The organism is Acidimicrobiales bacterium, assembly GCA_035316325.1.
In the GTDB taxonomy this organism is placed as follows: domain Bacteria; phylum Actinomycetota; class Acidimicrobiia; order Acidimicrobiales; family VFJN01; genus DASXTK01.
Genome location: DATHJB010000109.1, coordinates 1 through 14,438, shown reverse-complemented (window position 1 = coordinate 14,438; position 14,438 = coordinate 1). Strand labels below are relative to the sequence as shown.

The window sequence follows — 14,438 nt, the reverse complement described above, 5'->3', positions numbered from 1 at the left end:
CTGCGCCGGGATCGCCGCGGCCGGTAGATGCCGACGTCACCGGCTGACGATGACGAACATCACGGCGCACTGACGACATCGGTCTCTACCGACCGACCTCTCGATGCCGGATCCTGGGACCGTGCGCGACGTGTCCGACGGCTTCCTGCTCCAGATGGCGGAGATCTCCGCCGGCCTCATCGGCCTGTTCCTGGTCGGCATCTTCTTCTACCTGGAGGCGGGCGACCGTCACCCGGAGCGCCCGGCGGACACCGACGCGGTCGACCTCTACTTCCGGGCCAGCACCCGGATCGTGCTGGTGCTGTACGCCATCCCCATCGGTCTCGCGCTGGCCCTGGTCGTGCTGGAGCCGGCCTGGCCCCGGCTGCTCCTCGTGGCGCTGAGCGTGGTGTTGGTCGCCGCCAACGTCGAGACCGTGCGGCGCGTCCGGCCCGTGGCGAAGCTCACCGGCGCCACGTCGCTGGTCCTCACCGAGGTCCAGGGCTCGCTCGGCGTGCTCGTCACCGTGACCCTTCCCTGGCTGCTCGGAGGCTTCCACCCCAGCCGCGAGGACCTCACCTGGTCGATCCTCGCGTCGTTCGCCACGGGCTTCCTCAGCATCTACGCCACCGCGATGTCCGCGTTCTCCCTGCCCCGCCAGTAGAGGATCACGGATGGGGTCGGATGACCCTGTATGTTCCTGTCGGGTGCGAGACCACGGGTTGCGGGGAAGGGATGCCGTAGAGGCTGTCGCCTTGCCGTTGCTCGGGATCGGGGTGGTGCTGGGGTTCTTCGAGGTGGCGCCCCGGATCGGGTTGCTGCCCCGCTCGTCGTTCCCGACCACCACCGAGGTGGCCGCTGCGCTCGGGGACCTGCTGGGCACGGAGGAGCTGTGGGACGCGGTCGGCCACACGCTCGGAGCCTGGGTGTGGGCGATGGTGGTGGCGACGCTGGTCGCCGTGCCCCTCGGGGTGCTGATGGGCGCCAGCCGCCTCGCCGCGCGGCTGTGCCGGTTCACGGTGGAGTTCCTGCGCCCGGTCCCGTCGGTGGCGCTGGTGCCGGTGCTCGTGCTGGCCTTCGGCACGCAGTCGTCGCTGACCATCGCGCTGGGCGCGCTCGCGGCGGCGTTCCCGCTGCTGTTCCAGGTGATGTACGGCGTCGCCGACGTCGACCCGGTCGCCCAGGACATGGGCCGCGCCTACGGCCTGGGACGGCTCGAGCGGGTGCGGCGCATCACCCTGCCGAGCTGCGCCCCCTTCCTGGCCACCGGCCTGCGGATCTCGGCGTCGGTGGCGCTGATCCTGGTCGTCACCGGCGAGTACGTCGTCGGCGTCCCCGGAGTCGGACGGGAGGTGCTCGTCGCCCAGAGCGGCGGCGCCTACGACGAGGCGTACGCCTGGATCGTCGTGACCGGGCTGCTGGGCCTGGTCGTGAACCTGGCCTTCGGGGCCGTGGAGCGACGCTGGTTGTGGTGGCACCCGAGCCAGCGGCGCACGGCGGCGGGCGGGCTGTGACGCTCGCCCGGCTCGGCCCACTCGGTCGGCTGCCCCTGCAGTTGGTCCTGCCGGTCGGCCTGGTCACGCTGTGGTGGTGGACGTCCCGTGACAGCACGTCGTACCTCTTCCCACCGCTGGCCGACATCGTCGAGAGCCTGCGTGACGACTGGCTGCACGGCCGGGTGAGCAGCGACCTGTGGCCCAGCCTGCGCCGGTTCGGGCTCGGCTACCTGATCGCGGCGATGGCCGGGGTCGTGGCCGGGACCGCGATCGGCCTCGCCCCCCGGCTGCGGCGCACCACCCAGCCCGTCACCGAGTTTGTCCGGTCGATCCCGTCGCCGCTCCTGTTCCCCGTCGCGCTGGTGCTGTTCGGCATCGGCGACGGGTCGAAGGTGGCGCTGATCGTCCTCGGGTCGGTGTGGCCGGTGCTGCTGAACACCGTCGACGGCGTCCGGGGCGTCGACCAGCAGGTGCTCGACGTCGCCCGCAGCTTCCGCCTCGGCCCCTGGCTGCGGATCACCCGGGTGATCCTCCCGGCGGCCGGGCCCAAGATCGCCGCCGGGCTGCGCATCGGGCTGTCGGTGGCGCTGCTGCTGATGGTGGTCAGCGAGATGCGGGGCGGCACGAACGGGCTCGGGTTCCAGATCCGGTCGGACCAGCGCAGCTTCGACACCGCCAGCTCCTACGCAGGGGTGATCGTGATCGGCCTGATCGGCCTGGTGGTGAACCTGCTGTTCGTCGCCGTGGAGAGCCGGGTCATGCGCTGGCACCGCGGCGCCCGGGCGGGAGGCCTCTCCGAGACCCCGGGGCTCCTCCGATGAGCAGCAGCCTGGAGATCGACCGCCTCCACAAGGAGTACGGCACCGGACCGGACGCCACCATCGCGGTCGAGGACGTGACCCTGACCGTGCAGCCCGGCGAGCTGCTGTGCATCGTCGGCCCGTCGGGCTGTGGCAAGACGACGCTGCTGCGCTGCATCTCGGGCCTGATGGCCCCGACCTCGGGGGCCACCCGCCTCGACGACCGGGTCGTCGTCGCCCCGCCTCCCTCGATGGCGCTGGTGTTCCAGGACTACAGCCGGTCGCTGCTGCCCTGGATGACGGTGCACGCCAACGTCGTGCTGCCGTTGAAGGCCCGCCGGACGCCGCGCGCCGAGCGCGACCGGCTGGCCGCCGACGCCCTCGCCGACGTCGGCCTCGCCGGGCAGGGGCCCAGGTACCCCTGGCAGCTGTCGGCCGGCATGCAGCAGCGGGTCGCCATCGCCCGGGCACTGGCCTACCGGCCCGAGGTCCTGCTCCTCGACGAGCCCTTCGCCTCGGTCGACGCCCAGACCCGGGCCGAGCTCCAGGACCTGCTGCTCGACGTGTGGGAGCGCACCGGGTTCACCGTGGTGTTCGTCACCCACGACATCGACGAGGCGGCCTACGTGGCCGACCGGATCGTGGTGCTCACCGCGTCGCCCGCCCGGGTGAAGGAGACCGTCGACGTCGACCTGCCCCGGCCGCGCGATCAGATCGAGACCCGGGTGAAACCCGAGTTCGCGGCGCTTCGGAGCCAGGTCTTCGCATCGGTCCGGGAGGAGGCGCAACGGGCGCGAAAACCCCGCTGAACGGCGTACTTTCCGGAGTCGTGCCATGGTCTATTGTGCGGACCCTGGGAAGACGAGTGGGCACCTGACCGAGCGGTCGATCGCCCCCGCGGGGTATACCTGAGCCGGTCAGACGAACAGGGAGGTGCATGATGCCGAGCGACCCACAGCCTGAGTCCCTGTCGCCCCCACACGGCAACCAGATCGTCGACACGTCCGTCGCCCAGGCGGCGCGTGCCTACGACTACCTGTTGGGAGGCGTCGACAACTTCGAGGTCGACCGGGAGGCCATCCACCAGATGTACGCCTCGGCGGGGGGCGTCGACCTGGCCCGCAAGCGCGTGCGCGCCAACCGCAACTTCCTCGGCCGCGCCGTGCGCTACCTGGCCGGCGAGGCCGGCGTCCGCCAGTTCCTCGACCTCGGCACCGGCATCCCGAACGCCGACAACGTCCACGCCGTGGCCCAGGAGACGGCGCCGGACAGCCGCATCGTCTACGTCGACCACGACCCGGTGGTCCTCGCCCACGCCCACACGCTGCGGGCGAGCACCTCGGAGGGCCGGACGTCGTTCATCTTCGGCGACATCCAGGACCACCAGAGCATCCTGAGCCAGGCAGCCGAGACGCTCGACTTCAGCCAGCCGGTCGCCCTCGTGATCGTCGGCGTCCTCCACCACTTCCGCGACGAGCAGAACCCGAAGGTGATGGTCCGCCGCTACCTCGACGCGGTCTCCTCGGGCAGCTACCTGGTGCTCGAGCACATCGGCCGCGAGAACGACGAGCTGACCAACCTCGGCGAGGTGACGAACGGGTTCCCGGGAACCGACTTCACCCTGTTCCCCCGCACCCGTGCCGAGCTGGCCGAGTTCTTCGAGGGCACGGAGCTGGTCGACCCCGGGCTGGTGTTCGTCGACCACTGGCACCCCGACGGACCGCTCCCCGAGTACGAGACCCGGCATCCCTGCGGTGTCGGACGTAAGCCCTGACGGCACCCGACAGCACGACAGCACAGCCACAGCGCGTTCGACGCACGACCCTGCAAGGAAGTCACGTGACAAGGAAACCGACCACGGCGCTTCTGGGCCTGCTCCTGGCAACGGCCCTTTTCGCTGCCGCCTGTGGTGACGACGAGGACACCGGCGACGACGCCAGCGGTACCGACGACGGTACCGAGGAGCTCACCCCGATCAAGGTGGGCATCCTGCCGCTCTCCGGCCTCGCACCCCTCTGGTACGGCATCGAGCAGGGCTACTTCGAGGAGGAGGGCCTCGAGGTCACCACGGAGATCGGCGGGGGCGGTGCCGAGCTCACGCCGGCCGTGCTCAACGACGACTACCAGTTCGCCATCGGCGAGTACGTGTCGACCCTGCAGGCCCGCGAGAACAACGTCGGGATCCAGGTCGTCTCCAACCTCACCAACGGGGCCTCGACGCCCGACGCGCACATCAACGGCCTGCTCGTGAAGGCCGATAGCGGCATCGACAGCGTCGAGGACCTGGCCGGCAAGACGGTCGCGGTCAACGGCCTCAGCGGCATCGACGACGTGACGATCAAGGCGATCCTCGACGCCAACGGCATCGACCCCCTCGACGTCGAGTTCGTGGAGGTGCCGTTCCCCGACATGATCGCCGCCGTGGAGAGCGGCCAGGTCGACGCTGCCTCCGAGCCCGAGCCCTTCGTCACCCTGGGCGAGCAGGCGGGCCTGGTGACCCTGCTCGACCCCTACTACGAGGCGCTCCCGGGGCTGCCGCTGGGCCTGGTCTTCGGTTCCGAGGAGTGGCTGGCGGACAACCCCGAGCTGGCCAACGCCTTCCACCGGGCGCTGGTGCGCTCCATCGAGGCGTCCTCCGACACGGAGGCGATGGGCGAGGTCATCCTGGCCGAGACGGACACCACGCCCGAGCTGCTCGATGAGATGGCGCTCGACGACTGGTCGGCCGAGGTCGACCGCGCCAAGCTCACCGCCCTCGCCGAAATGGCCCTTACCTATGACGTGCTCACCGAGGAACCCGACCTCGACGCCCTCATCTGGACCCCGGAGTCCGAGTAGCGGACGTAGCCGGAGCCGCGCCCGCCTCCAGCTGGGCGATCAGCTTCTGGAGGCGGGCGACCCGAGCCTTGGGGCTCAACGCCTGCAGCACCGGTAGGTAGAGGCGGTACTGCGCGGTCCGGTCGAGCGCGTCGAAGACGGCCCTGGCCTTGGCGTTCTCCTCCAGCGCCGTGACCACGTCGGGTGGGACGGTGGCTTCCTTCTGGGAGGCGTAGGCCGCATCCCACCGGCCGTCGGCCTGCGCGGCGCGCACCTCGGCCATCCCGGGCTCGCGCATGCGACCCGCGGCGAGCAGCTTCTCGACCTTGTCGACGTTCACCTGCGACCACAGGCTCCGCGGTCGGCGCGGCACGTACTTCTGCAGGTAGTAGCCCTCGTCGAGAGCCTTGCGCTGCCCGGACACCCAGCCGTAGCAGAGCCCGATGTCGACGACCTCGTCGTCGGTCACCGACGGGATGCCCGAGCTCTTCTTCGCCAGCTTCAGCCAGACCCCGGCCTGCAGCTGGTGGTTCGCCGCGAGCCAGGACTCCCAGGCCGCGGGGTCCGGGAAGGCGGTGACCTCCACCCCGTCGAGCGCGTCCATGGGCTCAGTGTGCCTGACCTCCCGGCTGGGCTTCCGCCAAGAGAGCTTGTCGACAGAGATTAGGTCTGCTTAACATCGTGTCGGCATGCGACGGGCGAAGGAGCGGGCGACGGTGTCGAGAACTCGGTTCGGTTGGTGCCTGCTCGCAGTGCTCGTGCTGGTGGCAGGGGCGTGCGGGGGCGACTCCGGCGACGACGCCACTGCGTCCGGTGCGGACGGGTCGGACGCGTCGGGTGCGTCCGACGGCGGGGGAGAGGTGGCGACCGGCGAGACCTTCCCCGTCACCGTCGAGCACAAGTTCGGCGAGACCACCGTCGAGGCCCGGCCCGAACGGGTGGTGACGGTCGGCCTCACCGACCACGACGCCGTGCTGGCCCTCGGCGTCGCGCCCGTTGGCGTCACCGACTGGTTCGGCGACCATCCCTATGCCACCTGGCCCTGGGCCCAGGACGCGCTGGGCGACGCCGAGCCCGAGATCGTCGGCGACCCGGCCACCATCGCCTTCGAGAAGATCGCCGAGCTGCAGCCCGACGTGATCCTCGCCCTCTACGCCGGCCTCACCCAGGAGAACTACGACCTCCTCAGCGAGATCGCCCCCACGGTTGCCCAGCCCGACGACCTCCCCGACTACGGCATCCCGTGGGACGAGCAGACCCTCACCATCGGACGGGTGCTCGGCCAGTCCGGGAAGGCGGAGGACCTGGTGGCGGGGGTCGAGCAGAAGCTCGCCGACGCCCGGGCCGCCCACCCGGAGTTCGCCGGCAAGGAGGGGGTGGTGGCCTCGCCCTACAACAACCTCGTCTCCGTGTTCACCCCCGACGACCCCCGGGGCCGCTTCCTGGCCGACCTCGGCTTCACCCAGCCATCGGAGATCGCGGACCTGGCCGGCTCCCAGTTCAGCGCCGACCTCAGCGACGAGCGGCTCGACCTGATCGACGTCGACGCCATCGTCTGGATCGTCAACGCGGTCGAGACCGACGTGCCCGAGTTCGACCAGGATCCGATCTACTCGAAGCTCGACGTGCACACGGGACGCCACGAGGCGTTCGTCGAGAACCTGTCGCCGCTGGGAGGTGCCACGTCGTTCGTGACGGTGCTGAGCCTGCCGTTCCTGATCGACGAGCTCGTGCCCCAGCTCGCCACCGCGGTCGCCGGCAACGGGGCATGAACCACCCGCGCTACCCGCTCACCCGGGCCCAGGAGAACGTGTGGTTGGCCGAGCAGCTGGCCGACGAGCCCGGACGGTTCACGATCGGCGAGCTGCTGGAGATCCACGGCCCGGTCGACCCGGTGGTGTTCGAGGCGGCGCTGCGACGGGTGCTGCGCGACACCGAGGTGGGCCTGGTCCGCTTCGTGGAGGACGACGCCGGCGTCGTGCGGCAGGAGCTCGACGTCGACATGCCGTGGTCGCTGGACGTGGTCGACCTGCCGGTCGGTGGGTCGGCTCGGCCGGATGAGCTGGTGGCTGCGGCGGCGGCCGAGCGGATGGCGCAGGGGTTCGACCTGGCGATGGGCGAGCCGCTGTTCGCCCACACGCTGTTCCGCGACGGCGACCGGCGGGCCTGGTGGTTCTGGGCCGGGCACCACATCGTGGCCGACGCGGTGTCGGGCGCCCTGGTGGCGGGGCGGGTGGCCGAGGTGTACTCGGCGCTGATGGCGGGTTCGCCGGTCGAGCGTGTGCTGCCGGGAGCATTGGCGCGGCTGGTGGGCCTCGACCACGAGTACCACGGCTCAGCCGCGTCGTCCCGCGACGCCACCTGGTGGCAGGCGCGCCTGGCCGACGCCCCCGACCCGGTGCGGCTGTCCCGCAGCGACGTCCCGCCCACGCCGGCCACGTTCCGCTGCCTGCGGGAGGTCGACCCGGGCCTCGATGCTCGGCTGCGGGCGGCCGGGTCGTCGGCGGCCCGGCGCCCGTCCGCCCTGGTGACCGCCGCGGTCGCCGCCTACCTGCATCGGGTCAGCGGTGCCCGTGACCTGGTGCTGGGCCTGCCGGTCACGGGTCGGGCCGGGCCGGAGCTGCGGGCGCTGTCCGGGATGCTGTCGAACGTCGTGCCGCTGCGCCTGGCGGTGCGGCCGGATGTGACCGGCGACGAGCTGGTGACCACCGTCGGGCGGGAGCTGCAGAAGGTGGCCCTGCGCCAGCGGCACCGCAGCGAGGACCTGTGCCGCGAGCTGCGCATCCCCGGCGGGATCATGGGCCTGATCGGCCCGTCGGTGAACTTCATGGCGTTCGACCACGGTTGGCGGTTCGCGGGCGCCCGGGTGACGGCGCACACGCTGCGGTCGGGCCCGGTCGACGACCTGGCGTTCGCCGTCTACGACCGGGGCGACGGGGCACCGCTGCTGTTCGACGTGGAGGCCAACGCCGCCCGGTACACGTCCGACGAGGTGGAGGGCCACCTCGACCGGGTGCTACGGGTGCTGGAGACGCTGGTCGATCCGGTCGCGGCGGCCCGTCCGCTGGCGGCGCTCGACCTGCTCGGCCCGGGTGAGCGCTCGGCGGTCGTCGAGCTGGGAGCGGGTGCGTCCCCTTCCCTGCCGGCTCGGACGCTGGCCGGAGGGTTCGAGGCCCAGGTCGACCGGTCGCCGGACGCCGTGGCGGTCGTCGACGGCGACGTCGAGGTGACCTACGCCCAGCTGGACGAGCAGGCGAACCGGCTCGCCCACGTGCTGCGGGAGCGGGGGATCGGCCGGGGCGATCTGGTCGGCCTGGCGCTACCCCGCTCCGTCGACGCGATCGCCGCCACCCTCGCCGTCCACAAGACCGGCGCCGCCCACCTGCCGCTCGACGTCGACCACCCGCCCGAGCGCACGGCCACGATCCTCGTCGACGCCCAGCCTGACCTGGTCCTCACCGCCGACGAGCTGGCGGCCCTGGCGGAGCAGCTCGACGCCGCCCCCTCGACCCGGCCCGACGACGCCGGCACCACGCTGCTCGACACCGCCTACGTGATCTTCACGTCGGGCTCGACGGGGCGCCCCAAGGGCGTGGTCGTGACCCACGAGGGGCTCGGCAGCCTGGTCGCCACGGCCGTCGAGGGCTTCGGCGTCGGCCCGGGCAGCCGGGTCCTGCAGTTCGCCTCCGCGGGCTTCGACGTGGCCGTGTTCGAGCTGGTCATGGCCCTGCACACCGGCGCCGCGCTCGTCACGACGCCCGCCGAGCTGCGGATCGCTGGGCCGGAGCTGCTCGACCACGTCCGCCGGCAGGCTGTCACCCACCTGGCACTGCCGCCGTCGCTGCTCGCGGCGCTCGGCGACGACGCCCAGCTGGCCCCGGGCGTCACCCTGCTCACCGGGTCGGAGCAGGTGCCGGCGGCCGTCGTGGCGCGGTGGGCGAAGGAGGTCGACGTCGTCGCCTGCTACGGCCTGACCGAGGCGACCGTGAACTCCACCCTGTGGTCGCCGGGCCCGGCCTGGGCGGGTGGCGCCGTGCCCTTGGGTCGCCCCGATCCCGGCACCCGGGCGTACGTGCTCGACGCCGCGCTGGCCCCCTGCCCGGTGGGGGTGGTCGGCGAGCTCTACGTGGGCGGCGACGGCCTGGCCCGCGGCTACCTGGGACGTCCCGACCTGACCGCCGAGCGCTTCGTCGCCGACCCGTTCGGGCCCGGTGGCCGCCTCTACCGCACGGGTGACCTGGTCGCCTGGCGGGGCGACGGCGACCTCGACTTCGTGGGTCGGGCCGACGAGCAGCTGAAGGTGCGTGGCTACCGGGTCGAGCCGGGCGAGGTCGAGGCGGTGCTGGGACAGCACGAGGGGGTGGCCCGGGCGGCGGTGGTGCAGCGCGAGCGCCTGCTGGTCGGCTACGTGGTGGCCCGCGACCCGGCGACGCCGCCCGGCCCTGACGACCTGCGGGCCCACGTCGCCCTGCTGCTGCCGGAGCACATGGTGCCGGCCGCGGTGGTGGTGCTCGACGACCTGCCCCGCGGCCCCAGCGGCAAGCTCGACCGCCGCGCCCTGCCCGCTCCCGACCTGGTGGCCCGCACCGGGGGCCGGGCGCCGCGCTCCGGGCGGGAGGCGCGGCTGGCGGGCCTGGCCGCGGAGCTGCTCGGCCTTCCGTGGGTGGGCATCGACGACGACCTGTTCGGGTTGGGCGCCGACAGCATCACCGCGATCCAGCTGGTCAGCCGGGCGCGGGGGAGCGGGCTGGCGCTCACGGCCCGGCAGGTGTTCACCGAGCGCACGGTCGCGGGCCTGGCCCGGGTGGCGGTGGATCGCTCCGGTGCCGCGGCCGTCCCCGACGGCCCCTTGCTGGTGCTCGAACCGGCCGAGGCGGCGGAGCTGGCACTGGCCGTCCCGGGGCTGGAGGAGGTCCTGCCGCTGACACCGCTGCAGGAGGGTCTGGCCTTCCTGGCGGCGGTCGCCGAGGCCGAGGATGCCGACGACGCCTACGTGGTGCAGCACACGGTCGACCTGGTGGGGAACCTCGACGCCGTGGCCCTGCGGTCGGCCGCGGCCGCCCTGCTGGAGCGCCATCCGAACCTGCGGGCCGGCTTCCGGCAGACGGCGAGCGGCCGTCTGGTGCAGGTCGTCGGTCCTCCGGTGGCGCCGAGCTGGCGCGAGGTCGACCTCGAGGGCCTCGACCCCGCGGAGCAGGCGCGCCGGGCCGAGTTGCTGCTGGCCGACGAGCGCGACCGGCCGTTCGCTCTCGACGCACCGCCGTTGCTGCGGGTCGCGCTGCTGCGCCTGGGTCGTGACCGGCATCGCCTGGCGCTGACCTGCCACCACATCCTCGCCGACGGCTGGTCGGGCCCTCTGCTGCTGCGGGACCTGCTGGGCCTGGCGTCGGGCGCCGAGCTGGAGCCAGTGGCGCCCTGGAGCGACCACCTGCGCTGGCTGGCGGGCCGCGACGATGCCGCGGCGTCGGCGGCTTGGCAGGTGGCGCTCACCGGGCTGGAGGAGCCCACCCACGTCGCCGGCGGAGGGGGCGCGGGCCGGCGGCTCGATCGGGTCGACCGGGCCGACGTGGAGCTGTCGGCCGACGTGACCGCGGCGTTGACGGCGACCGCCCGCCGGCTCGGCATCACCCCGAGCACCTTGCTGCAGGGTGCCTGGGGCCTGCTGTTGGGCCTGCTCACGGGGCGCGACGACGTCGTCTTCGGCGCCACGGTGTCGGGCCGGTCGCCCGAGGTCGACGGTGTCGAGTCGATGGTCGGGCTGTTCGTCAACACCGTCCCCACCCGGGTGCGGTGGCGGGCCGACGAGGCGGTCGGCGATGTGCTGGTGCGGCTGCAGGACTGGCAGGTCGAGCTGCTCGACCACCACCACGTGAGCCTCGCCGCGCTGCAGCGGGTCGCCGGGCTTGGCGACCTGTTCGACACGCTGGTGGTGTTCGAGAACGCACCGCTGGATCCGGCCGCGGTGCGGTCGGCGGCGCCGGGCCTCGTGATCGACGACGTGGCGGTGCAGGACGGCACCCACTACCCGTTGTCGCTGGTGGCGGTGCCGGGGGACGGGCGGCTCCGGCTGCGCCTCGACCGCACGGTCGACCTGCCCGGCGGTCTGAGCGCCGAGCGGTTGGGTGGCTGGCTCGTGCGGCTGGTGGAGGCGATCGTCGCCGATCCGACGGGCCTGGTGCGGGGTCTGTCGGTGCTCGACGCCGAGGAGCGCCGGTTGGTGCTGGAGACGTGGAGCGCCACCGGGCACCCGGTCGAGCCGGGCACCCTGGTGAGCCGGCTGCGGGCCTCGATGGCGGCGACGCCGGACGCAGTGGCGGTGATCTGCGAGGGCGAGTCGCTGACCTACGACGAGCTGGCGAGCCGTGCGGGTGCGTTGGCGTCGTGGTTGGCGGCGCAGGGTGTCGGGCCCGAGACGGTGGTGGCGGTCGATCTGCCCCGCAGCCTCGACCTGCTGGTGGCGCTGGTCGGCGTGCTGGAGACGGGTGCCGCCTACCTCCCGCTCGACCCCGACCTGCCGCCTGGTCGCCGGGAACGGATGTGCGCCGATGCCGGCGCGGTCGTCGCGATGACGCCCGATCTTCTTGAGGCTTCTCGCGCTGGGGGTGCCTTCACTGTCACACCCCGTGAGTTAGCTGGTCCCATGGCTGACAACACGGCGTACCTGATCTTCACGTCGGGCTCCACGGGCGGGCCCAAGGGCGTGGCCGTGTCGCACCGGTCGATCGTCAACCGGTTGGACTGGATGCAGGCCACCTTCCGGTTGAGACCCGGCGACCGGGTGCTGCAGAAGACCCCGGTCGGCTTCGACGTCTCCGTGTGGGAGCTGTTCTGGCCCTTGTGCGTGGGCGCCACCGTGGTGCTCGCCGCTCCCGACGGCCATCGAGACCCGGCCTACCTCGCTCGCCTGGTGTTCGAGCGGAGCGTGTCGTTCCTGCACTTCGTGCCGTCGATGCTCGACGCGTTCCTGCGCGACGAGTCCGTGCTCGAAGACCTGGCGTGGGTGGCGTCCTTGCGGGGGTTGGTGTGCAGTGGCGAGGCGTTGCCGCCCGCGACTGCCCGGCGTTGGCTCGACGTCACCGACGTGCCGCTGCACAACCTCTACGGCCCCACGGAAGCCGCGGTCGACGTCACGTGGTGGCCCTGCGAGGCGGGCGCAGCCGTGGTGCCGATCGGCCGGCCGGTGTGGAACACGGGCGTCCGGGTGCTCGACCACCAGCTGCGCCCGGTGCCGGTGGGCGTGCCCGGCGAGCTGTACCTCACCGGCGTGCAGTTGGCCCGTGGGTACCTGGGCCGGTTCGACCTCACCGCCGAGCGCTTCGTCGCCGACCCGTTCGGAACGGCCGGTGAGCGGATCTACCGCACCGGCGATCTGGTGCGGTGGCGGCCCGACGGTGCGCTGGACTACCTGGGTCGCACCGACCACCAGGTGAAGCTGCGGGGCAACCGCATCGAGCTGGGCGAGGTGGAGGCGGCGCTGGTGGCGGCCCCCGGCGTGGCCCGGTCGGTGGCCGTGGCCCGCCACGACGACGGCATTGCGGCCCGCCTGGTCGCCTACGTGGTGCCGGAGGCGGGGGCCGCGGTCGAGCCCTACGACGTGCGGTCCCGGCTGGCGGCGGAGCTCCCGGCGGCGATGGTGCCGTCGGCGGTGGTCGTGCTCGACGCGCTGCCGTTGACCCCCAACGGCAAGGTCGACCGCCGGGCGCTGCCGGCACCCGAGGTGGGTCGGTCGGCCGGCGTCGTCGAGGTGGCGAGCGATGTCGTGGCCCAGCTGTGCGGCCTCTACGGCGAGGTGCTGGGGCTCGCCGGGGTCGGCCCCGACGACGACTTCTTCGCCCTCGGCGGCGACAGCATCAGCTCGATCACGTTGACGGGCCGGGCTCGGCGTCGCGGCCTGGCCCTCACGCCCCGCGACGTCTTCGCCCACCCCACGCCCGCGGGCCTGGCCGCCCAGCTCGCACCTTCGACCACCGCCCCGGTCGAGGCCGTCGCTCCGACGGGGCCCATCCCGCTGCCCCCGTCGTTCGTCCCAGGTCTCGGCGACGGCTGCAGCACCCTGCTCGTCGACGTCCCCATCGACGTCACTTCCGAGCAGATGACCGGTGCCCTGCAGGTACTCGTCGAGCGCCACGATGCCCTCCGCCTCCGGCGCACCACCCCCACCCTGTTGCCGTGGTCGTTGGAGGTCGTCGCTCCCGGTCAGGTCGACGTGCTGCGGCGGGTCGACGTGGCCGCCCTCGGCGACGTGGCGCGGCAGGCGGTGGTGGAAGCCGAGACGGAGGCGGCCGAGGGTCGGGTCGACCTCGGCACCGGGGCCGCCCTGCAGGCCGTCTGGTTCCGTCCGGGCTCCCTGCTGCTGGTCGCCCATGCCCTGGCGGTCGATGCCGCTTCGTGGGAGATCATCCGGCGTGACCTGGCCGTCGCCTGGTCCGGTGGCCACCTCGAGCCCGTCGCAACGCCGCTGCGCCGCTGGGCCCTCCACCTCGCCGATGAGGCCCAGTCGCCGGCCCGGCTGGCCGAGCTGCCCCACTGGACGGCCGTCACCGCGGGCGAGCGCGCCTCTGGGGAGCGGCACTCCGTCGATGTCGAGCTGCCGGCGGCGGACGTCGCCTTGGTCGCCCAGGCGGTGCGGGCAACCGCGGAGGACGTGGTCCTCGCCGCGCTGCACGCTGCCGTCGGAACCGAAGGGACGCTGGTCGTCGACGTCGAGTGCCCCGGCCGGTCGTCGGTGGGTGGCGTCCGCCCCGCCGGCACTGTCGGTCGGCTCACCACGACGTACCCGGTGCGGCTCGATCCTGGTCCGGGCGTCGCGGGCATCGCCGCCCTGAAGCACTGCAAGGAGCAGCGGGCCGCCACCGACGGCGTGGGCCACGGCCTGCTGCGCCACGCCAACCCCCAGACGGCTGTGCTCCTGGCCGACGCGGCCCCGGCTGACCTGGCGCTCCAGCTCGTCGCCCAGTGCGAGACACTGCGGTGCCGCGTGACCGGCTCCGGCGATCTGCAGGCGCTCGCCGGTGGATGCGTCGCCGCCCTGGCGGAGCTGGCGGCCGAGGCCGCGGCCGGCGCCGGTGGGCTGACCCCGTCCGACCTGCCGCTGGTCGACCTCGACCAGGCCGCGGTCGACCTCGTGGAGGGCAGCTTCGAGCCGCCGGTCGACGACATCTGGCCGCTGTCGCCGCTGCAGGAGGGCCTGTTCTTCCACGCCACGTTCGACGCCGCGGCGCTCGACGTCTACACGGTCACCGACCACTTCGACCTCGGCCGGGCGGTCGACCTCGACCGCCTCCGCGCCGCGTTCGCCACGCTGCTCCGGCGCACCCCCACGCTGCGGGCCGCGTTCATGGGCGAC

General features: G+C 73.0%; 9 protein-coding genes. 8 read left to right on the top strand and 1 reads right to left on the bottom strand.

Annotated elements, in window-relative coordinates; all coding sequences use genetic code 11:
- The first annotated feature begins 103 nt into the window (after positions 1 to 103).
- The 6 genes from VK611_14720 (at position 104) to VK611_14695 (ending at position 5,113) form a co-directional block, all read left to right on the top strand.
- A complete protein-coding gene (locus VK611_14720) occupies positions 104 to 643 on the top strand; it encodes a hypothetical protein (GenBank protein HMG42586.1) in 540 nt (179 codons plus the stop codon).
- A 91-nt stretch (positions 644 to 734) separates the two neighbouring features.
- Positions 735 to 1,493 carry an ABC transporter permease gene (locus VK611_14715; GenBank protein HMG42585.1) on the top strand — a complete coding sequence of 253 codons (759 nt, stop codon included), beginning with the start codon at positions 735 to 737 and terminating at the stop codon, positions 1,491 to 1,493.
- Positions 1,451 to 2,296: an ABC transporter permease gene (locus VK611_14710; protein HMG42584.1), complete on the top strand. Its 846-nt coding sequence runs from the start codon at positions 1,451 to 1,453 to the stop codon at positions 2,294 to 2,296. Before VK611_14715 ends, VK611_14710 begins: the two co-directional genes overlap by 43 nt.
- Entirely contained in the window at positions 2,293 to 3,084 is a 792-nt protein-coding gene (locus VK611_14705) for an ABC transporter ATP-binding protein (protein HMG42583.1), read from the top strand. The genes VK611_14710 and VK611_14705 overlap by 4 nt, the downstream gene beginning before the upstream one ends.
- A 131-nt stretch (positions 3,085 to 3,215) precedes the next feature.
- Positions 3,216 to 4,049 (top strand): SAM-dependent methyltransferase, encoded by an 834-nt coding sequence (locus VK611_14700; GenBank protein ID HMG42582.1) that lies wholly within the window; start codon positions 3,216 to 3,218, stop codon positions 4,047 to 4,049.
- A gap of 65 nt (positions 4,050 to 4,114) precedes the next feature.
- On the top strand, positions 4,115 to 5,113 hold the full coding sequence (locus VK611_14695) for an ABC transporter substrate-binding protein (protein HMG42581.1): 999 nt from the start codon (positions 4,115 to 4,117) through the stop codon (positions 5,111 to 5,113).
- Here VK611_14695 and VK611_14690 read toward each other — a convergent pair.
- Positions 5,088 to 5,696, bottom strand: a complete 609-nt coding sequence (locus VK611_14690) for a YdeI/OmpD-associated family protein (protein HMG42580.1) — start codon at positions 5,694 to 5,696, stop codon at positions 5,088 to 5,090. The two genes, VK611_14695 and VK611_14690, sit on opposite strands and share 26 nt — an antisense overlap.
- A gap of 85 nt (positions 5,697 to 5,781) precedes the next feature.
- On the opposite strand from VK611_14690, the gene VK611_14685 reads away from it, so the two are divergent.
- Both VK611_14685 and VK611_14680 read left to right on the top strand, forming a co-directional pair.
- Positions 5,782 to 6,864, top strand: a complete 1,083-nt coding sequence (locus VK611_14685) for an iron-siderophore ABC transporter substrate-binding protein (GenBank protein ID HMG42579.1) — start codon at positions 5,782 to 5,784, stop codon at positions 6,862 to 6,864.
- Positions 6,861 to 14,438 (top strand): amino acid adenylation domain-containing protein (locus VK611_14680; protein ID HMG42578.1); only part of this gene is annotated, 7,578 nt, incomplete at its 3' end. The genes VK611_14685 and VK611_14680, both read left to right, overlap by 4 nt.

Excerpts from the sequence above, each read along its gene's own strand:
- VK611_14720 (HMG42586.1), top strand. The coding sequence starts at position 104 with ATGCCGGATCCTGGGACCGTGCGCGACGTGTCCGACGGCTTCCTGCTC.
- VK611_14705 (HMG42583.1), top strand. The coding sequence starts at position 2,293 with ATGAGCAGCAGCCTGGAGATCGACCGCCTCCACAAGGAGTACGGCACC.
- VK611_14700 (HMG42582.1), top strand. The coding sequence starts at position 3,216 with ATGCCGAGCGACCCACAGCCTGAGTCCCTGTCGCCCCCACACGGCAAC.
- VK611_14690 (HMG42580.1), bottom strand. The coding sequence starts at position 5,696 with ATGGACGCGCTCGACGGGGTGGAGGTCACCGCCTTCCCGGACCCCGCG.
- VK611_14685 (HMG42579.1), top strand. The coding sequence starts at position 5,782 with ATGCGACGGGCGAAGGAGCGGGCGACGGTGTCGAGAACTCGGTTCGGT.